The sequence below is a fragment of the Streptomyces sp. NPDC048277 genome (assembly GCF_040652235.1).
Classification (GTDB): domain Bacteria; phylum Actinomycetota; class Actinomycetes; order Streptomycetales; family Streptomycetaceae; genus Streptomyces.
On the sequence record NZ_JBEZLQ010000012.1, the window covers coordinates 54,738 to 77,304 of the forward strand.

At 72.2% G+C, this 22,567-nt stretch carries 20 protein-coding genes; 8 read left to right on the forward strand and 12 right to left on the reverse strand.

Annotated elements, in window-relative coordinates; all coding sequences use genetic code 11:
* Window positions 1–71 precede the first annotated feature (71 nt).
* The 3 genes from AB0D85_RS25355 to AB0D85_RS25365 form a co-directional block, all read right to left on the reverse strand.
* Window positions 72–1,121 carry an alcohol dehydrogenase catalytic domain-containing protein gene (locus AB0D85_RS25355; RefSeq protein ID WP_362324273.1) on the reverse strand — a complete coding sequence of 350 codons (1,050 nt, stop codon included), beginning with the start codon at window positions 1,119–1,121 and terminating at the stop codon, window positions 72–74.
* Window positions 1,121–2,275, reverse strand: coding sequence for an acyl-CoA dehydrogenase family protein (locus AB0D85_RS25360; RefSeq protein ID WP_362324276.1), 1,155 nt, complete (start codon window positions 2,273–2,275; stop codon window positions 1,121–1,123). Before AB0D85_RS25360 ends, AB0D85_RS25355 begins: the two co-directional genes overlap by 1 nt.
* Before the next feature lie 255 nt (window positions 2,276–2,530).
* The gene (locus AB0D85_RS25365; protein WP_362324279.1) at window positions 2,531–3,445 is read right to left on the reverse strand and encodes an SDR family NAD(P)-dependent oxidoreductase; all 915 of its coding nucleotides are present in this window, start codon (window positions 3,443–3,445) and stop codon (window positions 2,531–2,533) included.
* 86 nt (window positions 3,446–3,531) lie between these two features.
* On the opposite strand from AB0D85_RS25365, the gene AB0D85_RS25370 reads away from it, so the two are divergent.
* The gene (locus tag AB0D85_RS25370; RefSeq protein WP_362324282.1) at window positions 3,532–4,467 is read left to right on the forward strand and encodes a cyclase family protein; all 936 of its coding nucleotides are present in this window, start codon (window positions 3,532–3,534) and stop codon (window positions 4,465–4,467) included.
* A 344-nt stretch (window positions 4,468–4,811) separates the two neighbouring features.
* Here AB0D85_RS25370 and AB0D85_RS25375 read toward each other — a convergent pair whose 3' ends face one another.
* The 3 genes from AB0D85_RS25375 to AB0D85_RS25385 all read right to left on the reverse strand — a co-directional run bounded on the left by AB0D85_RS25375 (window position 4,812) and on the right by AB0D85_RS25385 (window position 7,890).
* Window positions 4,812–5,294, reverse strand: a complete 483-nt coding sequence (locus AB0D85_RS25375; protein ID WP_362325036.1) for an ATP-binding protein — start codon at window positions 5,292–5,294, stop codon at window positions 4,812–4,814.
* A 553-nt stretch (window positions 5,295–5,847) separates the two neighbouring features.
* Window positions 5,848–6,723: an acyl-CoA dehydrogenase family protein gene (locus AB0D85_RS25380; RefSeq protein ID WP_362324285.1), complete on the reverse strand. Its 876-nt coding sequence runs from the start codon at window positions 6,721–6,723 to the stop codon at window positions 5,848–5,850.
* Window positions 6,724–6,759: 36 nt separating this feature from the next.
* Entirely contained in the window at window positions 6,760–7,890 is a 1,131-nt protein-coding gene (locus tag AB0D85_RS25385) for an acyl-CoA dehydrogenase (protein WP_362324288.1), read from the reverse strand.
* Window positions 7,891–8,021: 131 nt separating this feature from the next.
* Between AB0D85_RS25385 and AB0D85_RS25390 the strand changes: the two genes are divergently transcribed.
* Complete coding sequence (locus AB0D85_RS25390) at window positions 8,022–9,596, forward strand: AMP-binding protein (protein ID WP_362324291.1); 1,575 nt, start codon at window positions 8,022–8,024, stop codon at window positions 9,594–9,596.
* Here the strand turns inward: AB0D85_RS25390 and AB0D85_RS25395 are convergent.
* Window positions 9,580–10,092, reverse strand: coding sequence for an EF-hand domain-containing protein (locus AB0D85_RS25395; protein WP_362324294.1), 513 nt, complete (start codon window positions 10,090–10,092; stop codon window positions 9,580–9,582). The genes AB0D85_RS25390 and AB0D85_RS25395 overlap by 17 nt on opposite strands.
* A gap of 185 nt (window positions 10,093–10,277) precedes the next feature.
* Entirely contained in the window at window positions 10,278–10,652 is a 375-nt protein-coding gene (locus tag AB0D85_RS25400) for an STAS domain-containing protein (protein WP_362324297.1), read from the reverse strand.
* Window positions 10,653–10,985: 333 nt separating this feature from the next.
* Between AB0D85_RS25400 and AB0D85_RS25405 the strand changes: the two genes are divergently transcribed.
* A complete protein-coding gene (locus AB0D85_RS25405; RefSeq protein ID WP_362324300.1) occupies window positions 10,986–11,567 on the forward strand; it encodes a sigma-70 family RNA polymerase sigma factor in 582 nt (193 codons plus the stop codon).
* A 41-nt stretch (window positions 11,568–11,608) separates the two neighbouring features.
* The gene (locus AB0D85_RS25410; RefSeq protein ID WP_362325039.1) at window positions 11,609–12,832 is read left to right on the forward strand and encodes a maleylpyruvate isomerase N-terminal domain-containing protein; all 1,224 of its coding nucleotides are present in this window, start codon (window positions 11,609–11,611) and stop codon (window positions 12,830–12,832) included.
* A gap of 145 nt (window positions 12,833–12,977) precedes the next feature.
* Here the strand turns inward: AB0D85_RS25410 and purU are convergent, their stop codons facing one another.
* Window positions 12,978–13,862 carry a formyltetrahydrofolate deformylase gene (gene purU, locus AB0D85_RS25415; protein WP_362324303.1) on the reverse strand — a complete coding sequence of 295 codons (885 nt, stop codon included), beginning with the start codon at window positions 13,860–13,862 and terminating at the stop codon, window positions 12,978–12,980.
* 66 nt (window positions 13,863–13,928) lie between these two features.
* Window positions 13,929–14,429, reverse strand: coding sequence for a hypothetical protein (locus AB0D85_RS25420; protein WP_362324306.1), 501 nt, complete (start codon window positions 14,427–14,429; stop codon window positions 13,929–13,931).
* A gap of 117 nt (window positions 14,430–14,546) precedes the next feature.
* Here AB0D85_RS25420 and AB0D85_RS25425 point away from each other — a divergent pair, with 117 nt between their 5' ends.
* Entirely contained in the window at window positions 14,547–15,851 is a 1,305-nt protein-coding gene (locus AB0D85_RS25425) for an ABC transporter substrate-binding protein (RefSeq protein WP_362324309.1), read from the forward strand.
* Between the two features lie 25 nt (window positions 15,852–15,876).
* On the opposite strand, the gene AB0D85_RS25430 is transcribed toward AB0D85_RS25425, so the two are convergent.
* Window positions 15,877–17,466: a hypothetical protein gene (locus tag AB0D85_RS25430; RefSeq protein WP_362324312.1), complete on the reverse strand. Its 1,590-nt coding sequence runs from the start codon at window positions 17,464–17,466 to the stop codon at window positions 15,877–15,879.
* Window positions 17,467–17,667: 201 nt separating this feature from the next.
* Window positions 17,668–19,053: a transcriptional regulator gene (locus AB0D85_RS25435; RefSeq protein WP_362324315.1), complete on the reverse strand. Its 1,386-nt coding sequence runs from the start codon at window positions 19,051–19,053 to the stop codon at window positions 17,668–17,670.
* Window positions 19,054–19,327: 274 nt separating this feature from the next.
* Between AB0D85_RS25435 and AB0D85_RS25440 the strand changes: the two genes are divergently transcribed.
* The 3 genes from AB0D85_RS25440 (at window position 19,328) to AB0D85_RS25450 (ending at window position 22,492) form a co-directional block, all read left to right on the forward strand.
* Window positions 19,328–19,990 (forward strand): bifunctional DNA primase/polymerase, encoded by a 663-nt coding sequence (locus tag AB0D85_RS25440; RefSeq protein ID WP_362324318.1) that lies wholly within the window; start codon window positions 19,328–19,330, stop codon window positions 19,988–19,990.
* Between the two features lie 142 nt (window positions 19,991–20,132).
* On the forward strand, window positions 20,133–20,906 hold the full coding sequence (locus AB0D85_RS25445; RefSeq protein WP_362324321.1) for an ABC transporter ATP-binding protein: 774 nt from the start codon (window positions 20,133–20,135) through the stop codon (window positions 20,904–20,906).
* Window positions 20,903–22,492, forward strand: a complete 1,590-nt coding sequence (locus AB0D85_RS25450; RefSeq protein WP_362324324.1) for a transporter — start codon at window positions 20,903–20,905, stop codon at window positions 22,490–22,492. Before AB0D85_RS25445 ends, AB0D85_RS25450 begins: the two co-directional genes overlap by 4 nt.
* Window positions 22,493–22,567 lie beyond the last annotated feature (75 nt).

The window sequence follows — 22,567 nt, forward strand, 5'->3', positions numbered from 1 at the left end:
CGGTAGGGCCGGGCACCGACAACGCCGAGGGGTTTTCCCGGCCCTGTGGACAACCCGCCCGCCCGCGCTTCCTAGAACGTGAGCACGCCCCGTGCCACCCGTCCCGCCTCCGCGTCGGACCGGGCCTTCTCGAAGTCCTCCACCGGGTAGGTCTCGGTCACCAGTTCGTCGAGCATCAGGCGTCCCTGGCGGTACAGCTCGGCGTACAGGGCGATGTCGTGCTGGGGGCGTGAGGAGCCGTAGCGGCAGCCCAGGATGGACTTGTCGAGGAACATGGAGGCGACGACGAAGGACGCCTCGGCGGTGGCGGCGGGGGTGCCGAGGAGGACGGCCTGGCCGTGCCGGTCCAGGAGGTCGACGGCCTGGCGGACCAGTTCGACCCGGCCGACGCACTCGAAGGCGTGGTCCACCCCGGTCGGCAGCAGGTCCTTGACGCCCTCCGTCGAGGTCAGGAAGTCGGTCGCCCCGAACTGCCGGGCCACCTCCTCCTTGGCCGGGTTGGCGTCCACGGCCACGATCCGCAGGGCGCCCGCGATCCGCGCGCCCTGGATGACGTTCAGCCCGATCCCGCCGGTGCCGATGACCAGCACGGTGTCGCCGCGGTCGACGCGGGCGCGGTTGAGTACGGCGCCCACCCCGGTCAGCACGCCGCAGCCGATCAGCGCGGCCGACGTCAGCGGCACGTCCTTCGGGATCCGCACCGCCTGCACGGCCTTGACGACCGTGCGTTCCGCGAACGCCGAGTTGGACGCGAACTGGTAGATCGCCCGCCCGCCGCGCGTGAACGGCTTCTGCGGGCGCCCTATGGCCTTGCGGCACATGGTCGGCCGGCCCCGGTCGCAGTCGGCGCAGGCACCGCAGTTGGCGAGCGTGGACAGCGCGACATGGTCCCCCGGCACCACATGGCTGACGCCCACACCCACGGCCTCGACCACGCCGGCGCCCTCATGGCCCAGCACCACAGGAACGGGGAAAGGTATGGTCCCGTCCACCACGGACAGATCGCTGTGGCAGAGTCCGGCCGCCGCGACGGCGACGAGCACCTCCCCCGGCCCCGGTTCCCGTACGTCCAGATCGTCGACGACCTGCACCTGCTTGCCGTCGAACACGACACCGCGCATCACGACTCGACCCCCTTCGGTTCCCTCGGCAGGCCGAGCACGCGCTCGGCGATGATCGTGCGCTGGATCTGGTCCGAGCCGCCGTAGACGGTGTCGGCCCGGGAGAAGAGGAACAGGTGCTGGGCGGGGTCCAGCCGGTACGGCGCGGAGGCCGACCAGTCGGCCGGGCCGACGCTCGCGGCCGCGCCGCGCACCTGCACGGCGAGTTCTCCGAGCCGCTGGTGCCAGCCGGCCCACAGCAGCTTGGCCACGCTGGGCGCGCCCGGTTCGGCGGCCGAACCGCCCAGCGTGCGCAGGGCGTTCCACCGCATGACCCGCAACTCCGCCCACTGGCGCACCAGCCGCTCCCGTACGACAGGATCGTCGGCGGCGCCGGTCGCCATGGCGTCCCGCACCACTCGCCCCAACTCCTCAGCGAACCCGATCTGCTGGGCGAGGGTCGACACCCCGCGCTCGAAGCCGAGCAGGCTCATGGCCACGCGCCAGCCGTTGCCCTCGCCGCCGACGACGTGCTCCACGCGCGCGTGCGCCCCGTCGAAGAAGACCTCGTTGAAGTCGCTGGTGCCGGTCATCTGGCGGATGGGGCGGACCTCGATACGGCCCGGCTGGTCCATGGGCACGAGCAGGAAGCTGAGGCCGTGGTGGCGTCGCGAGCCGGGGTCGGTGCGGGCGAGGACGAAGCACCAGTCGGCCTCGTGCGCCAGCGAGGTCCAGATCTTCTGCCCGGAGACGCGGTAGCCGTCCGCGTCCCGTACGGCCGCGGTCCGCACGCCGGCGAGGTCGGACCCGGCACCCGGCTCGCTGTACCCCTGGCACCACAGTTCCTCGCCCGCGGCGACGGGCGGCAGGAAGCGGGCCTTCTGCTCGGCCGTGCCGTGGGCGATGAGCGTCGGGGCGAGCAGGTTCTCCCCGATGTGCCCGGACCGCGGCGGCGCGGCCGACCGCGCGTACTCCTCGGCCCAGACGACCTGCTGGGTGAGCGTGGCGGTGCGGTTGCCGTAGCCGCCCTCCGGCCAGCCGAGCCCTATCCACCCGGCGGCCCCGAGCGTGCACTCCCAACTGCGCCGGTCCATGCCGGATTCGGCATGCTCACCGAGCCAGATCCGGACTTCACTGCGAAACACCTCGTCCTCCGGCTCTGCGCCGAAATCCACGGTGACCTCCAGAGGTGCGTCGGGTTGGGACCGTACGAAAACCGCGGAGCCGACCGAGGCCCCGCACATACACACACCGGCAGCCGCAACACCCCAGGGGCGCGAGGAACTGCGCGACCAGCCACGACGCCGCCGCACCCGCGCACCCACCGCACGCCCCCAGGGGCGCGAGGAACCGCGCGACCGGCCGCAGTGCCGCCGCACCCGCGCACGCGCCGTGACCCGCAACGGCGGGCAGGCGTCCGGCCCGCCGTCTCATGTGTTCGGCCGCTCCCCGGCCCGCGCGGCCGCCTCCATCGCCGCCAGTCGCGCCAGCATCGGCATCGGATCCACCCCCACGCTCCCCGGCAGAGACTCCGCGATGCGCTCCGGAGTCCAGGGCCCTTCCGACGCGTACGCGGCCCGGAGTTCCCTCGGCTGGGCCCATACCGCGATCTTCGGCCCGGCCACCGTGTACACCTGCCCGGTGATTCCCGCGTCCCGCGCGGCGTCCGACAGGAGGTAGACGACGAACGCCGCCACGTCCTCCGGCTCGCCGATCTCCGTCAGTTCCATCGGGACCCCGGCCGACATCCGGGTCCGGGCCACCGGCGCCACCGCGTTCGCGGTCACCCCGTACTTGTGCAGGCCCAGCGCCGCGCTGCGGACCAGCGAGATGATCCCGCCCTTGGCCGCGCTGTAGTTGGCCTGGGAGACCGAGCCCTGGTGGTTGCCGCTGGTGAAGCCGATCAGCGTGCCGGCGCGCTGCTTCCGCATCACCGCCGACGCCGCCCGGAACACCGTGAACGTGCCCTTGAGGTGGGTGGCGACCACGGGGTCCCACTCCTCCTCGGTCATGTTGAACAGCATCCGTTCGCGCAGGATCCCCGCCACGCAGACGACGCCGTCGAGACGGCCGTACGACGACAGCGCGGCGTCCACGACCCGTTGCCCGCCCGCCATCGTGGAGATGTCGTCGGCCACGGCGACCGCGTCCCCGCCGGCCGCCCCGATCTCCTTGACGACGGCCTCGGCGACCTCGCTCGTGGGCGAGCCGCCGTCCATCGAGACGCCGTAGTCGTTGACGACGACCTTGGCTCCCTCGGCGGCCGCCGCCAGCGCCACCGCCCGTCCGATACCGCGCCCCGCACCCGTCACGGCGACGACCTTGCCTGCCAAGAAGTTCCCCACGCCCGGCCCCTTCCCGCGGTTTCTGACGGACCGTTAGATTCTATGGCGCGTCAGATGTGCGGACACAAGCCCCGGGGAGGACCGAGATGTCAGCGCCGACTCTTCATCCCGCGTTTCACGACATCGCCAAGCGCGTCAACAACTGGGGCCGCTGGGGAGCCGACGACGAGATCGGCACGCTGAACCTGATCACCGACGAGGTGGTGCGGGAGGCGGCGGCGACCGTACGGACCGGCCGCCGCGTCCCCCTCGCCCTGCCGCTCCGGGAGGACGGCGTGCAGACCGGGATGATCCCCGGGCGGGTCAACCCCCTGCACGCCATGGTGCAGATCAACCAGGAGCTCTTCGGGCCGGGGACCGTCGCGTGCAGCGACGACGCCGTGACCATGGGGCTGCAGGCCGGCACCCACTGGGACGCGCTGACCCATGTCTCGCACTCGGGGAAGCTGTACAACGGCCGTCCGGCGGACACCGTGACCGCGCACGGCGGCGCGGAGTTCAGCGGGATCGCCACGGCGCGGCACATCGTCTCGCGCGGGGTGCTGCTGGACGTGGCACGCGCGCGTGGCGTGGACCGGCTGGCGGGCGGTCACGCCGTCACGCCGGAGGACCTGGACGCGGCGGAGGAACTCGCCGGGACGACCGTCCGGAGCGGCGACGTCGTCCTCGTGCGGACCGGGCAGGTGCAGGTGTATCTCGCCGGGGACAAGCACGGGTACGGCTATCCGTCACCGGGTCTCTCGGTGCACACCCCGGAGTGGTTCCACGCGCGCGATGTGGCCGCCGTCGCGAACGACACCCTCACGTTCGAGATCTTCCCGCCCGAGATCGAGGACCTGTGGCTGCCCGTGCACGCCCTCGACCTGGTCGAGATGGGGATGCTCCAGGGCCAGAACTGGAATCTCGAAGAGTTGTCCACAGCCTGTGGAGAAACCGGCCGGTACGCGTTCCTGCTGTCGGCGATGCCCGAGCCGTTCGTCGGGGCGACGGGCACTCCGGTGGCACCCGTGGCCGTCCTGTGAGATCGCACGACACCGGACGGCACGGAAGGCCGTCCGGCACGGAAGCCGGTGTCACGCCGAAGCCGGCGTGACACCGACCCTCCCCCATTCCCCCCATACCCGGACGGCCGCACGCACCGGGCGGCCCCGAACCCGGCCCCGCACGCCGCCGTCCGACTCGACCCACACTCGGCGAGGGCGTCCGTCGTCCAGACCCTCGCCGTCCCCTCGCGGCGAATCGCAGACCTCAAGCGTGATCACACGGTCACAAGGCGTCAACACCCGTCCGGCGTTTTATGCCTTATGCCCCGGTTCACCATGGGCGCGCACGGATGCAACCCCCGGCGCATCACCGCACACCGGGATCACACCGCCTCGAACGCCAGCCCCTCGAACGAGGCCAGTCCGCCCCCGTACGCCATGGCCGCGCCCTGCCGGGTCTCCGAACACCGGTCGAGTTCGCACCAGATGCGCTTGCCGGCGCCTTCGGGACTCCAGCCCCAGCGGTCGGCGAGCCCGTCGACAAGGGCGAGGCCGCGGCCGCCGGTCGCGTCACCGCCGGCGCACCGCGGCACGGGCGCGCGATTGCTGGTGTCGGCGACCTCCAGCCGTACGGTGACCGCTTCCTCTTCCTCGGCGCTTCTGCGGTCCGCACCCGGCAGCGAGAGCCGCAGCACGGCCGGACGGCCGGTGTGCACCACCGCGTTGGTGACCAGCTCGGAGACGAGCAGGACGATCGTCTCGGCCAGCGGCTCGTCCGCCGCTATGCCGGACCCGGCGAGGCGCGAGCGGGCCCACCTTCTGGCCCGTCCCACCTCCGCGGGGTCGGGCCGGATCTCCAGCTGCACTTGAAGCACCTGCACCGCTCACACCATCCGAACCGGCGGACACATGAACCCGCGCCGAGCCGGCGCCACGGCCGGAGCCATGACGACCAGTACGACGAAGGCCACGATCGTAGCCATTTTCTGCATGGCCAGAACAACGGCCAGAGCAAGGGTCACAGAACGTGATTCCCTTACGAGACAGCATGGTTGACGTACAGTCACCCCAACAAGCGCTTCGGGCATATTCCAGCGCGAAGGAGTACGCCTACGGCATACTGTGCGACGCTCGCGGCGGGGAGTCGAACAAGCGGGGGCGCAAGCCCTTACCGCCCTGCGAGCAGCGGCGCGCACCATGAGCCGCGGGGCCGCTTCGACGGCACCGCCGGCATGGCTCGTCCTCGGAACCACTCGCATCCCACAGAAGGTACCCGAGGGGACACTCGACTCCAGGCCGTGACGAGTCACGCGTTGGACACAACCCGGTATCAACGCTCCGTGATTCCGGTATGCCACAATCCGCGACATCCGGACCACCCGCACCAGTGATTCCGCAGACCAGAGCCGTTTCGAACGCTCAACCGAGCAGTTCGGCGGCCAACATCTCCTCACTCTCCGTGTTTCCACCACCACGCTGTGCCCGCACCCAGGCCCGTTTCAGGTGGAGATGCACCTCTGCCTCCCAGGTGAAGCCCATCCCGCCGTGCACCTGGAGACAGTCCCGGGCGCCGCGTACGGCGGCCTCGTCGGCGAGCAGCCGGGCCGCCGCGATGTCCACCGGGTCGGCGGTCACGGCGGCCGCGTAGACGGCCGCACGCGCGGTCTCGGCGCGCACCAGCATCTCGGCGCACAGGTGCTTGACCGCCTGGAACGCCCCGATCGGCTGTCCGAACTGTTCGCGCGTCCGCGCGTGTTGCACGGCGAGCTCGCACGCGCGCGTGGCCGTGCCGAGCTGCTCGGCGGCGGTGAGGAGCACGGCCACCGGGTCGGGGGGCGTGGCAGAGGCCGCCCCGGGGATCCGGTGCAGGGGCGTCAGCGGGTCCACCGAGCGCAGCGGTACGGCCCCCGACGCGTCCCCCGTCACCGCGTCCGCCTCGGCCAGCCACTCCACCAGGCCGCCGTCCGCGCGGGCCACCACGGTCGCCCCGTCGGCCGCGCCGGGCACGTCGGCCGCCGCGAGGTGCGTGGCCACCAGCGGGCCGGTCAGCAGTGCCCGCCCGGCCTCCTCGAAGACCAACACGGCCTCGGGCAGCCCCAGTCCGACCCCGCCGTCGGCCTCCGGCAGCCGCAGCGCGAAGAACCCGGCCGCCCCCAGCTCCCGCCACAGGCCCCGGTCGAGCCGCCCCGGCGCGCCGACGGCCGCCCGCAGCACCCCGGGGCCGAACCGCCGGGTGAGCAGCTCCCGCATTCCGTCCCGCAACGACCGCTGGTCGCCGGTCAGTTGAAAGCGCACGTCGCTGCCCCCTCGGCAGTCCGTCGGATACGCACGTCACCGCCCCTTCGGCAGGCCGAGGATCCGCTCGGCCACGATGTTCCGCTGGATCTGCGACGTGCCCGCCGCGATGGTGTACGAGAGGGAGGAGAGGCGGTCGAGGACCCAGGGCCGGTCCAGGTCGAGCGCGTCCGGGCCGAGCACGTCGGCCGCCGCGTCGTACAGCTCCTGCCGCGCGTGCGAGTAGCGCAGCTTGAAGACCGAGCCGCCGACGCCGGGCACGCCCTTGCCCTCCGCCTCGCTGACGTTCCACTGGGTGAGCCGCCGCAGGGCCCGGAACTCGGCGTTCAGCCGGCCGAGGCGGCGGCGCAGCGCCGGGTCGTCCCAGGTGCCGTTCCCACGCGCCACGCGCGCGAGGTCGCCGAGGACACGGCGGCAGGCGACGACCTCGCCGACGAAGGCCGTGCCGCGTTCGAAGGAGAGGGTGACCATGGTGACGCGCCAGCCGTCGTTCTCGTCGCCCACCCGGTTGGCCACGGGCACCCGCACCTCGTCGAGGAACACCTCGGCGAACTCGGCCGACCCGGCGAGCGTGCGCAGCGGCCGTACGGTGACGCCCGGGGCGTCCATGGGCATGGCCAGCCAGGTGATGCCCCGGTGCTTGGGCGCCTCGGGGTCCGTGCGCACCAGCAGCTCGCACCAGTCGGCGACTTCCGCGTGCGAGGTCCAGATCTTGGAACCGCTCACCACGTAGTCGTCGCCGTCGCGCCACGCGCGCGTGCGCAGCGCCGCCAGGTCGGAGCCGGCGCCCGGTTCGCTGAAGCCCTGGCACCACACCTCGTCGCCGCGCAGGATCGGCGCGAGCCAGCGTGCCCGCTGCCGCTCGGTGCCCTCGGCGGCGATGGTCGGGCCTGCGTGCAGGAGGCCCACGAAGTTGGCGCCCACATAGGGCGCGCCGGCCTTCTCGGTCTCCTCCAGGAAGATCAGCCGGACGGTGGGGGAGGCGTCCCAGTGGACGTCGGCGTACCCGGCGTCGTACAGCATCCGCTGCCAGCCGAGGTCGTAGGCGCGGCGGCCCGGCCAGTCCTCGGGCGCCGGCTTCGGCGGGAGGCCGGGCAGCGCCTTGGCGAGCCACTCCCGCAGCCGGGCCCGGAAGTCCTCCTCCTCGGGCGTGTACGACAGGTCCACCGGCAGACACCCCCACGGAGCTGATGGTTCGTCAGATATCGCAGGCTAGCCCCGCGCCTCTGGACCGACAAGGCACCAGGACCTACGATCTGACGACTCGTCAGTAAACGGAGCGAGCAGGGGGCCCGGCCATGGACGCCACGAACGCCACCGCACACGATCCGAAGGCCGTCGCACACGAACTGGGCGCCTCCCGCACGCTCTGGGACCTGGTCGTCCGCCGCGCCGAACTCACCCCTGACCGGCCGGTGTTCCTCCAGGGCGACCGGACCCTGTCCTTCGGCGGGCTGCGCGCGCGTGCCGAACGCGTGGCGGCCGGGCTGTACGGCATGGGTGTGCGCCCCGGCACTGTGGTCGCCTGGCAGCTGCCCACCCGGATCGAGACGGCCGTGCTGTCCTTCGCGCTGGCCCGGCTGGGCGCCGTCCAGTCCCCCGTCATCCCCTTCTACCGGGACCGCGAGGTCGGCTTCGCCCTGCGCGAGTCCAGGGCCGAGTTCTTCGCCGTGCCGGGCGTCTGGCGCGGCTTCGACCACACGGAGATGGCACGGCGGCTGGGCGCGAAGGGAATCTTCGAGGCGTACGACGGCGACCGGCTGCCCGACGGCGATCCGGCCGTGCTGCCCGCCCCGCCCGCCGAGGGCACCTCCGTCCGATGGATCTACTGGACCTCGGGAACCACCTCGGACCCCAAGGGCGTTCTGCATACGGACCGCTCGCTCATCGCGGGCGGTTCGTGCCTCGCGCACGCGCTGCGGCTCACGGCGGACGACGTGGGCTCGATGGCGTTCCCGTACGCGCACATCGCCGGCCCGGACTACACGGTGATGCTGCTGCTGTACGGCTTCCCGGCGGTGATGTTCGAGCAGTTCGCGCTGCCGGACGCGCTGCCGGAGTACCGCGCGCACGGGGTGACGGTGGCGGGCGGCTCGACGGCGTTCTACTCGATGTTCCTGGCCGAGCAGCGCAAGCAGCCGGGGGTTGCGGTGATTCCCTCGCTGCGGCTGCTCGCGGGCGGCGGGGCGCCCAAGCCGCCGGAGGTGTACCACGCGGTGGTACGCGAGATGGGGGTGCAGCTGACGCACGGGTACGGCATGACCGAGGTGCCGATGATCACGATGGGGGCGCCGGACGACACGGCGGAGAACCTGGCGACGACCGAGGGGAAGCCGCCGGAGGGGATGGAGATCCGGATCGCCGAGGGCGGCGAGGTGCGGTTGCGGGGGGAGGCGGTGTGCCAGGGGTATCTGGACCCGGCGCAGACCGCGGAGGCCTTCGACGAGGAAGGGTTCCTGCGGACCGGCGACCTGGGCCGTATGACCGGAACCGGTCACCTGGTCCTCACCGGGCGGCTCAAGGACGTGATCATCCGCAAGGGCGAGAACATCTCGGCGAAGGAGATCGAGGATCTGCTCGCCGCGCATCCCGCGGTCGGCGACGCGGCGGTGGTCGGGCTGCCGGACGCGGAGCGCGGGGAGCTGGTGTGCGCGGTCGTCGAACAGCCGCCGGGAGCAGCCGTGTTGACGCTCCCGGAGGTGGTGGCCCACCTGCGCGCGGAAGGACTGTCGGTGCACAAGCTGCCGGAGCGGCTCGAGGTGGTGGACGCCCTTCCGCGCAACGAGACGCTGCGCAAGGTGCTCAAGTACAAGCTGCGCGAGCGGTTCTCGGGGACGGCCGCGCAGGGCGCGAGCCCTACTCCGGGATCGTGAAGTAGCGGGCGAACGCCGGGACGATCTCCGCCTCCGCGACCCGGCCGTCGCCGTCGATGTCGAGGCCGGCCGCGACCGCCTGCGCGATCTCCGGGGGCACCCCGAGGACGCGCAGCACGCGCGCGGTGTCGGCGACGCTCGCCGTGCCGTCGCCCGCGGTGTCCGCGAGGGCGAGGGCGGCGTGCAGGAAGGGGCGGGCGATCTCGCCGAACCGGTCGGGGTTGTCGTGCAGCCGCTTGACGGCTCCGCTCACGAACTCCTCGCGGGTGATGCGCTGGTCGCCGTCCCGGTCGGCCATGCCGGCCATGCCCTGCCAGAAGGCCTCCGCGCCCGCGTACAGGGCCTGGCCCCGGTCCGAGCGGGCGGGGGTGCCGAACTCGGCGAGCAGGGCCTTGGTCGCCGCGTTGAAGTCCCCGCGGTCGATCCAGCCGTTGCCGTCCTGGTCGAAGGTTGCGAACCGGGCGGCGATCCGTCGCTCGTACTCGGTGCTGACCATGTCTGTTCGGGCCGCCTTACGTGACGTGGGGGTTCATCTCGCAGGGAGCGTACGACGCGGGCGGCGGCCCGGGAGCGCGAAAACGACGGTTGTGCCAAGACCGGGGGAATTCCGCGACAACAATGTGGCACTGTCGTGATCGTCGGCTATGGGCGCTGTCGGCCGTGGGCGCCGCGGACCACCGGCTACGCGGACAGCGGGTCCTCCTCGTCCGCGGTCGCGCTGTCGATGTCGGCGTACACATCGAACAGCCGTCGTACGCCGAGGGCACCGAGGACCCGGTTGACGTGAGAACCGTCACTCGCGCCGTGGGCGGGCAGTATCAGCCGCAGCCGGCCCCGGCAGGAGCGGATCAGCCGGCGGGCGGCGATGAGGACGCCGACACCGCTGGAGTCGCAGAAGAAGACGTCGGAGAGGTCGAGGACCAGGCTGTGGTGCCCCTCGGCCACCGCGTCGTGCACCCGCTGGCGCAGCACCGGTGAGGTCACCAGGTCCAGTTCGCCCGACACCCCGAGAACAGCCCACCCGTCCTGTTCGACGCCGGTCACCTTGAAAGCCACGGCTCAGCCCTCCGCTCGCCGGATCTCCCGGAACCGCCCGGAAACGGAGCCAGTTCCTACGCTTCTTTTCGCGCGGCTGCCCAGCGGCCGTTCCCCGAAACCTTGGATGACAAACGAGCGACGATCAGGAAGGGTCTCGTTTCGGTCACTATCGATCCTGTTCGATCAAGAGCCGGAAGAACACCTGAAAGAACACAAGGAGGGGGCCTCATACCACCCGCAGTCCGTCAGGGGGCGCGCATTGCCACAAAGGGGCGTGCGTGGTCGGACGTGCCGACTACATTCGAGGTGACGGTGGAGACACGCTGGACACGGGCACGGGGAGGGGGCCGCATGGCGAAGAAGGACGTACCGCCCCGCTGGGACCGCACGATGCAGCAGCGGCTCGCGCGCGGCGAGGCGGCCGCCCTCGGTGAGCTCTACGACCGCTTCGCCTCGCTCGTGCACGGCCTCGCCCACCGCGTCCTCGGGGACGAGAGCGCCGCCGACTCCATAACCCGCGAGGTCTTCGCCCATGTCTGGGAGCACCCCGACGCCTACGACCCCCGGCAGGGCCCGCTGCGCTCCTGGGTCGCCGCGCTGACCCACCGGCTCGCCGTGCAGCGCCTGCGTGCCACCGAGACCGCCGCGCTCACCCCGGGCGACCCCGGCTTCGAGGAGGCCGCTCAGGAGCTGGAGCGCAAGGTGCGGCGCGCCTCCGTCGCCGCCCGCGCGGACTACATCGTCCACTCCATGCCGACCCCGCTGCGCACCGCCCTGGAGCTCGCCTACTTCCAGCGCCGCGACTACCGGCAGACCGCGGTGGACCTCGGCGTCACCGAGGACGAGGCCCGCCGCCGGCTGCGCCTGGGCCTGCAGCTGCTGTCCACCGCGCACGACGCCGGCTCACCGCCGGGATACGGGGGTGGCGCGTGAGCGACGCCTTCGAGGCACCGGGCGGCTCCGGGGGCGGTGACGTGCCGCGCGACGGCGGCGGCGAACCCGGCGGCCCGCCGCGCATACCGCTGCCCCGGGCCTCCGTCGAGGACGGCGGGCAGCCGCTGCCCGCACCGGACGACCTGCCGCCCGTACCGCTGGAGTTGCCGCACGACGTCCTGAAGTCGCTGCTCGGGGCATGGGCGCTGGCCGCGTGCTCGACGGCGGAGGCCCTTGCCGTCGAGGTCCACCTCGGCGACTGCGGGGCCTGCGCGGACGAGGCGCGGCGGCTGCGCGAGGCGGTCGGCCTGCTGCACCAGCCGGAGAGCCTCGACCTCGACCCCGGGCTGCGCACCCGCGTCCTGGAGAGCTGCCTGGAGCGCCGGCCGGCCCGGATCCCGGTCCCCGGCTGGGCGGCACCCTACGACGCCGAGACCGCCCGCCTGGACGCGCTGCTCCAGGACATCGGCGACGCGGAGTGGCACACACCGGTGCGGCTGCGCTGGTTCGACGGCGAGGCGCCGACGAGCCGCCGTACGACGGTCGCCGGGGTCATCGCCCATCTGCTGTCGGTGGACGGGCTGGTGGCGGTGGCACTCGGCCTGGACGACCCCCTCGGGGACTCGCCCGCGCCGGGCCCGGCCGCCCGCACCGAGGCCTTCTGGCAGGCCTCGCACTTCCCGCCGACCCGTGCGGTGCGGGTGCCCTGGCGGGAGCAGAGCCACCAGCTCGTGCAGACCGTCTCCTTCACCGGCGGCAGCGCCGGGCGGCTCGGGGTGTCGTACGGCGACTTCGCGCTGCCGTTGCACGACGCGATGCTGGACCGGGCCTTCGAGTGCTGGGTGCACGCGGAGGACATCGCGGAGGCCGTGGACTACCCCTACGGGCCCCCGGCCCCCAGGCACCTGCACGGGATGATCGACCTCGCGGCGCGCATGCTGCCCTCCGTGCTGGCCGAGCGCCGGCGGGCGGGGCTGGCGTCGCCCGGGCAGACCCCCCATCTGGTCCCTGCGGGACGGCCGGGCCGAAGCCTGCGGCTGGAGATCGAGGGCAACGGCGGCGGCGAGTGGCTGATCCCGCTGGACTCGCCGGGGGCGGTGGGCTCGGCGGAGCACGAGGTGGCGCACGTGGCGCTGGACGACGTGGAGTTCTGCCGGCTGGCCGCGGGCCACGTGTCCCCGGAGGAGGCGGCCGCGGGACAGCTCGGGGACCGGGCCGCGATCAGGGACGTCCTTTTCGCGGCGGCGAGCCTGAGCCGTATGTAGCCCACGGGGGAGGTGGGTTGCGCAGTCATCGGCGGCTGCGGGTGGGTGGGAACTGCGCGAGCAACCACGCACCACCCGCACTCGCGCCACGACCGGACCACCTCGCCCTTTGAGCGGCACCTCGCCCTCGCCCGGAAGGGAACCGTCAGGCGAAGACGACCGTCCGGCGGCCGTTCAGCAGGATGCGGCGCTCCGCGTGCCACTTGACCGCCCGCGCCAGCGCCTGGCACTCCACGTCGCGGCCGATCGCGACCAGCTGGTCCGGGGTGACGTCGTGGCCGACCCGCTCGACCTCCTGCTCGATGATCGGGCCCTCGTCGAGGTCGGCCGTCACGTAGTGCGCCGTCGCCCCGATCAGCTTGACGCCCCGCGCGTGCGCCTGGTGGTACGGCTTCGCGCCCTTGAAGCTCGGCAGGAACGAGTGGTGGATGTTGATGATCCGGCCGCTGAGCTGCTTACACAGGTCGTCCGAGAGGACCTGCATATAGCGGGCCAGCACCACCAGTTCGACGTCCTCGTCCCGGACGAGGTCGAGCAGCTCGGCCTCGGCGTCGGACTTCGTCTCCTTCGTCACCGGGATATGGCGGAAGGGAATGTGGTACGACTCCACCAGTTCGGCGAAGTCGGTGTGGTTGGAGACGACGGCCGCGATCTCCACCGGCAGCGCACCGATGCTGGCACGGAAGAGCAGGTCGTTCAGGCAGTGCCCGAACTTGCTGACCATGAGGACGACGCGCATCCTGTCGTCCGCCCGGTTGATCTGCCAGTCCATGCGGAAGGAGTCACCGACCGCCGCGAAGCTCGCCCGGAGTTTGTCGACCGTCACCGGCGCCTCGGCCGAGAAGTGCACGCGCATGAAGAACAGACCAGTGTCGTGGTCCCCGAACTGCTGGCTGTCCTCGATGTTGCAGCCGGTCATGAAGAGGTAGCTCGACACGGCGTGCACGATGCCCTTCTTGTCCGGGCAGGAAAGCGTGAGGACGTACTGGTCGGCCGGGGCGGCCTGGGCTCGGGTGGACTGATCGGTCATGCACCACAGGGTCTCATGCCCCGCCGCCCACGTCGGTTCCTGTCCGCCACGCGGACCTGCACGGGCCTACGCGGCCCGCGTGATGATCCGCAGCACCTCGAGGCTGCGCGGCGGCGTCTCCGGGTCGTCGCCGTCGCTCGTCGCGAGACGTATGTGCGCGTCCCGGGCCGCGCGGACCGCGTCCGGCCACGCCTCGTGGTCGAGGTACACGGAGACCGCCGCGTCCGGCCCCACCTGGTGCATGATCCGCAGCACCCGCAGCACGGCGGTGTCGACGAGCGCCGCCTCCTGCGAGTCGCGGAATATCGTCCCGACGTATTTCTCGGCGGACCAGTTGTCCAGCCAGGTGTCCTCGACCAGCCGGTAGACCGCGTCGGTCACATCGCCGTACCCGTCCTGGCCGGCCAGCCAGACGTTCCGCTGGAACTCCGGGTCGGAGAGCATGTGCAGCGCGGAGCGCACATTGCTGCGCCAGCGCCACCACGGCATGTCATTGAGTGGCATGTCGCCCATGGTGGAGGAGCGACGGCCACGACGGGAAGAGTTCTCCGAACCTTGCACGGTCATCGATCGTACGTTCCCCGCCACCCGCACGCGACAGGCCCCCGCAATTCACCTCCGTGTCACCTCTCGTTGACCATGGGTCACTCCCGGGTTATTGATGTGGCGGAATCGTGCGTGTCCATGACCGGCAGGCGACCCCAGCGCAGCACCTTCCCCCCCTCGACCCGTCGTCCCGTCAGGGCCACCGCCCTGTCGGCGGTGGCCATGGCGGCCTGTGCGTCACTGGCCGCCGGCTGCGGCACCGTCCCAGGGATGTCGGGTTCCGGGAGCGACGAGATCAAGGTCATGACCTGGGCGCCGCAGGGCACCAGCGCCACCAACAAGCCCGGCATGCCCGCCATGGCCTCCGCCATCGTCCGCTGGATCAACTCCCAGGGCGGCATCAGCGGCCACAAACTCAAGCTGCTCACCTGCAACGACCACAACACCAGCGTGGGCGCCGCGAACTGCGCCCAGCGCGCGGTCGACGAGGACGTCGTCGCCGTGGTCGGCTCCTACAGCCAGTACGGCGACTCCTACTTCGCCCCTCTCGAGGGCGCGGCCATCCCCTACATAGGCGGCTACGGGGCGTCGAACGACGAGTTCACCAGCCCCGTCTCCTACCCGGTCAACGGCGGCCAGCTCACCCTGCTGGCCGGGCTCGGAAAGGCGCTCGCCGACACCTGCGGCCCGGTCACCCTGGTCCGCCCCGACAGCATCGCCGGCGACCAGCTGCCCCAGCTGCTCGACTCGGGCCTGAAGGCGGGCGGCCACGCCAAGTCGATCGACCAGCTCGCGGCCGAGGACCTCACCGAGTACGACCAGCAGTCGCAGAAGGCGCTGCAGAGCGCCAGTTCGGACTCGCTGAAGACCGGCTGCGTGGTGCCCGAGCTCGGGGACCGCACGGCCACCTTCATGGACAACTTCCAGCGCGCCCGCAACGACTACCCCAAGGTGAAGACGGCCGCCGAGATCGGCAGCGTCGACCAGACGGTGATCAACTCCACCGGCGGTGCGAGCGGCCCGTACGAGGGGTCGTACATCACCGGCTGGTACCCGGTGGCCTCGGACTCGCGCTGGGACGACATGAAGAAGGTCATCAACAAGGAGGCCTTCGGCGACAACCGGATCGACCCGGCCGACGCCGGGGTGCAGACCACCTGGGTCGCCTTCAAGGTCCTGACGGCCGCCCTGAACAAGATCGGCGGCGGCGAGGTGAGCTCCGACAGCGTGCGCCGTACCCTCAACAACGGCCTGAAGGTATCCACCGGCGACCTCACCCCGACCCTGAGCTGGCCCTACCAGGGCAAGCTGGCCGCGGCCGGCTTCTCCCGGCTGGTCAACGCCGACGTGAACGTCCAGACCGTCAAGGGCGGCCTGCTGCAGTCGGCGAACAAGGGCGCCCTCGACATGACGACGATCCTGGAGAACGCCGACCTCAGCTGAGCCGGCCTGGCCGGCCGCACCGCTCTCAGAGCTGCGTCGGCTGCCGCTGGGTCAGTCCGTACTTGCTCGCGATCGTGTTCCACAGCGCGGCCGCCTTCACCTTCTGGCTGCTGGCGGTGCCGCTCTCGCGGTTGCCGGCGGCGGTCTGGCCGGTGCTGCGGGCCTGGCCCTTGCGGCAGCCGTGCTTCCCGCCCACCTGGTCGGCCCAGGCCGCGTAGTGGTTGTCGGCGTTCGCGGAGGCCTGCCAGGCCTTGGTGAGGGCGGCGGTCAGCTCGGCGTTGTTCGCCAGCTTGTCGACGGACAGCTTCGACAGCCGGGTGACCAGCTCCGTGCGCTGCTGGGCGGCGGTGCGCAGATCCGAGGCGGAACCGTCCAGGTTGTTGCACTGCTTCACACTGGCGACGGCGCTGATCACCGAGGCCCGGCTGCTGCCGCTGTCGGCGAGCAGCTTGTCCAGGGCGACGGCCTGCGCCTTCGCCGGATCGGCCGCGGCCGACGAGGAGCCGCCGGTGGCGGACGCGGAGGCGGACACCGTCTTGCTGTCGCTGCCCGAGCTTCCGTTGCCCCCGCTGAGCAGGGCACCGGCCCCGATCCCGAGGACGGCGATGCCGATCCCGACGGCCGCGATCAGCGGCACCTTCGACTTGGTACGACCGCCCCGGCCGTCACCGTCGCCGTCATGGCCCTGGCCGTAGTGGTCGTACGACGGCGGGGGCGGGGTGTAGGACGGCTGCGGCTGCTGCTGGAAACGGGGCAGCTGGGCCGTGGACGCGGCCGGGGGCTCGCCGCCCGACGCGCTGCGGAAGAGGTTGTCGAACTCCGCGGGCGGCTGCCGGTCGGTGCCCTGCGGGCCGCCGGCCGGGTACGGCGCGATGTACTGCGTGGCCTCGGCGTCGGAGTGCTGCGCGGGCTGCCGGCCCAGGTAGGCGGTCTGCTCGTGCGAGTTCTCCGGCGGCAGCGCACCGGGGCCCACCGGCGGAATCAGCTGGGTGGCCCCCTCGGGGGCGGCCGCCACCGGCGGGATGTACTGCGTGGCGCCCTCGTCCACCGGAGCGGCGGGCACCGGCGGGATGTACTGGGTCGCGCCCTCGTCGGCGGACGGCAGCGCGCCGGGGAGACCCGGGAGACCGCCGTGACCGCCGTGCGGGACGGCGGAGGGCAGCGCGGCACCCGGAGCGCCGTAGGGGTCGGGCCCGGCGGCCGGGGGCAGCGGTGCGCCGTACGACTGCTGGGGCTGGGCGCCGTAGCCGTACGACTGCTCGTAGCCGCCGCCGTACGACGGTGCGGACATCCCCTCCGGCGGGAGCGGGCCGGCTCCCGGGGCCTGCGCCTGGCCGGCGTGCGACTGGCCGTTCCAGGCGGGGGGCTCCTCGGGGGCGATCCACTCCTGGCCGGCCGCCTGCGGCCAGCCCTGCGGGGACTGCGGCGCACCCTGCTGGTGGCCGGGGCCCCACGGCTGCCCCCAGGCCTGGCCCTCGGAGGGCGCCGGGGCGGGGGCGGGCGGGGGCGATATGGGTACGGGACCGGCCGTCATGCCCGGCAACAGGGGCTCGCTACCGTCGGAGGGCAGCACGATGCCTTCGCGCGCGGGCTCGCCCTGTCCACTCTGCGTCACCGGGACTCCTACTAATGGGGGACCTTGTGAATCGTCGGTTCACGCTACCGGGTCCCCTCAGCCAGGTGCCACGCAGCCGAAGGCGCGATCTTGTTCCCTGTGACAGCAGTAACAAACCCGCCCCGCGGTGCGCTGTATATGCCGCTTCTTGCGCGGCAAGGTGTGGTTTCCCACACGTTCACGCATCCGCGGGGCATGAATTCACGCGGCCGCCTGCAGGTCCAGGCGTGCGCCGAACTCCCTGACGACCGGTTCGTCCCGGAACGGCTCCAGCCGCTGCTGGAAGTCGTCCAGGTACTCGGCGCCCCGGTTGGAGCGGACCGTCTCCAGGAGCTCCACCGCCTTCATGCCGGTGGCGCAGGCCTGTTCGATCTCGCGCTGCTGCACCTGGGCTGTGGCGAGGAGCACATAGCCGATCGCCCGGCGCCGCGCCCGGGTCTCCGGGTGGCCGTCCAGCGACTGCCGGGCGCACCTCGCGGCCGCCTCGGCCTGGCCCAGGTCGCGGTGGCAGTGCGCCAACTCGTCGGCCAGATAGGCCTCGTCGAAGTGCGCGATCCACGCCGGGTCGTCCCCGGAGGACGGATCGGCCGCCTCCATCGCCGAGACCGCCCGCCCGGACGCCAGCTGCGCCGCCCGCGCATCGCCCAGTAGGGCGTGGCCGCGGGCCTCGGCCGCGAAGAACATGGCCTCCGCGCGCGGGGTCACGCGACCGCGCGCCCCTTCCTGCGCCGCCCTCGCCAACTGGGAGATCTCCCGCGGGTTTCCGAGCTGCGCGGCGAGGTGGCTCATCGAGGCGGCGAGCACATAACCGCCGTAACCGCGGTCACCGGCCGCCTGCGCGAGGCGCAGGGACTGGATGTAGTAGCGCTGGGCCAGCCCCGGTTGGCCGGTGTCGACGGCCATGTACCCGGCGAGTTCGGTGAGTCGGGCCACCGCGGCGAACAACTCCCGCCCGACCGACTCCCGGTAGGAGCCCGCCAGCAGCCCCGAGACCACGCTGTTGAGGTAGTGCACGACGACCGGGCGCACATGCCCGCTGCCGAACTGGTGGTCCAGGTCCGTCAGCGCCTGTGTCATCGCCTTCACGGCCTCGACGTCGGACGGCCCGACCCGCGGCCCCGCCTGCCGCGCGACCTGCGCGTCCGGTGCCGAGATCAGCCAGTCCCGGCTGGGCTCGACCAGGGCGGACGCGGCGACGGAGGAGCCGGACAGGAAGTCCCGGCGCCCCACGTCGCTGCGCCACAGCTCGCAGACCTGCTCGATGGCCCCCAGTACCGTCGGCGAGAACTGGAGACCGACGCCGGACGCGAGGTTCTTGCCGTTGGCCATGCCGATCTCGTCGATCGTGACCGTACGGCCCAGCTTGCGCCCCAGCGCCTCGGCGATGATCGCGGGCGCCCGGCCCCGCGGCTGCTGGCCGCGCAGCCAGCGGGCCACGGACGTCTTGTCGTACCGCAGGTCGAGACCGTGCTCGGCGCCGCACATGTTGACCCGGCGGGCGAGCCCGGCGTTCGAGCACCCCGCCTCCTGGATGAGCGCCTGCAACCGTTCGTTCGGCTGCCGCGCGACGAGAGGCCTTGCGGCCATGGCGTACCCCCTGCGAACTCCCTGTAGGGAAAAGATCCGGCCTTGCCGATCACTGCCCAGCGGACATACCGAAAATGCAGGACATGCGAGGATTGCCGGGTAAACGCAGCGGAACTGTGAGTACCACCGCTGCCAACCCCCCACTTGTGACTACCCGCTCACGCCCCGGTTCCTCCTGCGCGCCCCCACACGTGCATCCATGCGCCCCAGTTGCGGAAAAGATGCTCCTCCCCCGCGCGCGCTACGCCCGTAACTCCAGGTGGGCGCGGGAGTTGTGTTGAGCGTGGAAGAGACGATCGTGGGCACCGAAGCCGCTCAGATTCCGAAGCAGCGTGGGGAATCGCTGCTGGAGACCGCCGTACGCTACGCCGAGGAGCGCCACTGGGACGTCTTCCCGGGCACCTGGCTGGAAGCGGCCGAGGGGGTGCAGCGCTGCTCCTGCGGGGAGGTCGCGTGCGCGGCGCCCGGCGCGCACGCGGCGCGCACGGACTGGGCGTCGCAGGCGACCGGTAGTGCGACGGTAGCGCGCCGGATGTGGCAGAAGCAGCCGACGGCGTCGATCCTGCTGCCCACGGGACGTACCTTCGACGCGCTGTCCGTCCCGGAGACGGCGGGTTTCCTGGCCCTCGCCCGGATGGAGCGGATGGAGCTGATGCTCGGGCCGGTGACGCTGACGCCCGACCGCCGGATGCAGTTCTTCGTGCTGCCGGGGGCGGCGGTGAAGGTGCCGGAACTGGTACGGAAGCTGGGCTGGTCACCGATGTCGCTGGACCTCACGGCGCTGGGGGAGGGGGCGTACGTCTCCGCGCCGCCGACGCGGTACGGGTCGCGGGGGGCGGTGCAGTGGGCCTGCCGGCCGACGCCGGCGAACCGGTGGCTGCCGGATGCGGAGGAGCTGATCTCGCCGTTGGCTTATGCGTGCGGGAGGGATCGGTAGGCGCCCATCGGGTTGCCGGGTGCCGTGTCGTCGGCGACTGCGGGTACGTCGTGGTTGCTCGCGCCCACGCGGCGGTAGCCGCAAATTCAATACAGCCCCGCGCCCCTACGGGGCGCTGCGGTCCTCCCCGTAGTGTTCGTCCATGACCGATGCCGTTCGTGTTCATGGTCTCTGGAAGCGGTTCGGGCAGCAGGTCGCCGTCGCCGGCATCGATCTGTCCCTGCCCGCCGGGAAGTTCGTCGGCCTTGTCGGGCCCAACGGAGCCGGGAAGACCACCACCCTCTCCATGGTGACCGGGCTGTTGCGGCCGGATCAGGGAAGCGTCGAGGTCGTCGGGCACGACGTGTGGCGTGACCCGGTGGCGGTGAAGGCGCGCATCGGTGTCCTCCCCGAAGGGCTCCGGCTCTTCGAGCGCCTCTCCGGGCGCGAACTGCTCGGCTACTCCGGGCGGCTGCGCGGCCTCCCCGGCGCCGAGGTCGACAAGCGGGCCACCCAGCTCCTCGACGTACTCGATCTCGCCGGTGCCCAGCACAAACTCGTCGTCGACTACTCGACCGGCATGCGCAAGAAGATCGGGCTCGCGGCCGCTCTCCTCCACAATCCCGAAGTCCTCTTCCTGGACGAGCCGTTCGAGGGCGTCGACCCGGTGTCCGCGCAGATCATCCGGGGCGTGCTGGAGCGCTACACGGCCTCCGGCGCGACCGTGGTCTTCTCCTCGCACGTCATGGAACTCGTCGAGTCGCTGTGCGACTGGGTCGCGGTGATGGCCGCCGGGCGGATCCGCGCGACGGGGACCCTGGAGGACGTGCGCGGGGCGCACGCCACCCTGCAGGCCGCGTTCCTGGAGCTGGTCGGGGCGAGCGGCCGGGACGCCGGCTCGGATCTGGACTGGCTGGGCGGCGGGGCGGCCCGATGACGGACGTGACCTCCACCGTCGTACGGCTGAAGCTGTCGCTGCTGCGGAACGGGCTGCGGCAGTCCGGTGGCCGGCGGGCCGCGTTCGTCGCGTCGGCGGTCGTCGCGCTGCTGTTCGGGGTGCTGCAGCTGCTGGGCCTGATCCTGCTGCGCGGGCAGGCGCACGCGGACGCGGTGGCCGTGCTGGGGACGGCCGTACTGGCACTGGGGTGGGCGGTGATGCCGCTGTTCTTCCCGAGCGGCGACGAGACCCTGGACCCGACCCGCCTGGTGATGCTCCCGCTCCGGCCCCGGCCGCTGGTACGGGCTCTCCTCGCCGCCTCCCTCGTCGGCATCGGACCTCTGTTCACGCTGTTGCTGCTGGTGGGCTGTGCGGTGTCCGTGGCGCACGGGGCCGCGGGGTTCGGCGTCGCGGTCGTCGCCGTGGCCCTCGCGCTGCTGATCTGCGTGGCCCTGGCCCGGGCGGTGGCCGCCGCGAACGTACGGCTGCTCACCAGCCGCAAGGGTCGTGACCTCGCCGTACTGAGCGGCCTCGTCATCGCGGTCGGGGCGCAGTTGGTCAACTTCGGCGCGCGGAGCCTGGGTTCGGCCGGGCTCGGACAGCTCGCGCCGGTCGCCGACGTGGTGCGGTGGCTGCCGCCGGCCTCGGCGATCGGGGCGGTGCACTCGGCGAGCGAGGGGGCGTACGGCATGGCCGCCGCCCAACTCGCCGTCTCCGCCGTCGCGCTGTCGCTGCTCGTCGCCGCGTGGGCGCGGACGCTGACCCGGCTGATGACCGCACCGGACGGCTCGACGCTCCAGGCGCCCGACTCCGCCGAGCGGGGCGCGTCGTCGGGTGAGGGGCTGGGCCGGCTGCTCCCCGCCGGACGCACCGGCACGGTCATGGCGCGCAGCCTGCGCTACATCTGGCGCGACCCCAAGACCAAGGCCGCCTGGGTGACCTCGCTGGCCATCGGCCTGATCGTGCCCGTCTTCAACGCGTTGCAGGGCACCGGGTCGATCTACTTCGCGTGCTTCGCGGCCGGGATGCTCGGCATCCAGATGTACAACCAGTTCGGGCAGGACACGTCGGCGTTCTGGATGGTGGCCATGACCATCTCCTCCTCGCGGGACGCCTACGTCGAACTGCGCGGACGGGCGCTGGCCCTGCTGATGATCACCCTGCCGTACGCGACCCTGGTGACCGTCCTGACCACGGCGATGCTGGGCGACTGGCCCCGGCTGCCCGAGGTGCTCGGCCTCTCCTTCGCCCTCCTGGGCGCGATGCTGGCGACCGGCGCCTGGACCTCGGCCCGCTTCCCGTACTCCATCCCCCAGGAGGGCCACCGCAACGTCGCCGCCGGCCAGACCGGCCTGGCCTGGATCGCGATCTTCGGCGGCATGGTGTCGGCGGCCCTGCTGTGCGCCCCCGTCATCGCCCTGACGATCGCGCTGAACGTAAGCGCGGGGGGCGGGGAGTGGACGTGGGTACTGCTCCCGGTGGGCGCGGTGTACGGCGCGACGATCACATGGGCGGGACTACGGCTGGCGGCACCGCGCACGGCGGCCTACTTGCCGGAAATCCTGACGGCTGTCAGCAGGGGGTGACGGAAAGCGCCCCTTTAGGGGCGCGGGGAACTGCGCGATCAGCCACAACGCACCCGCACCCGCCGAAATCGATCA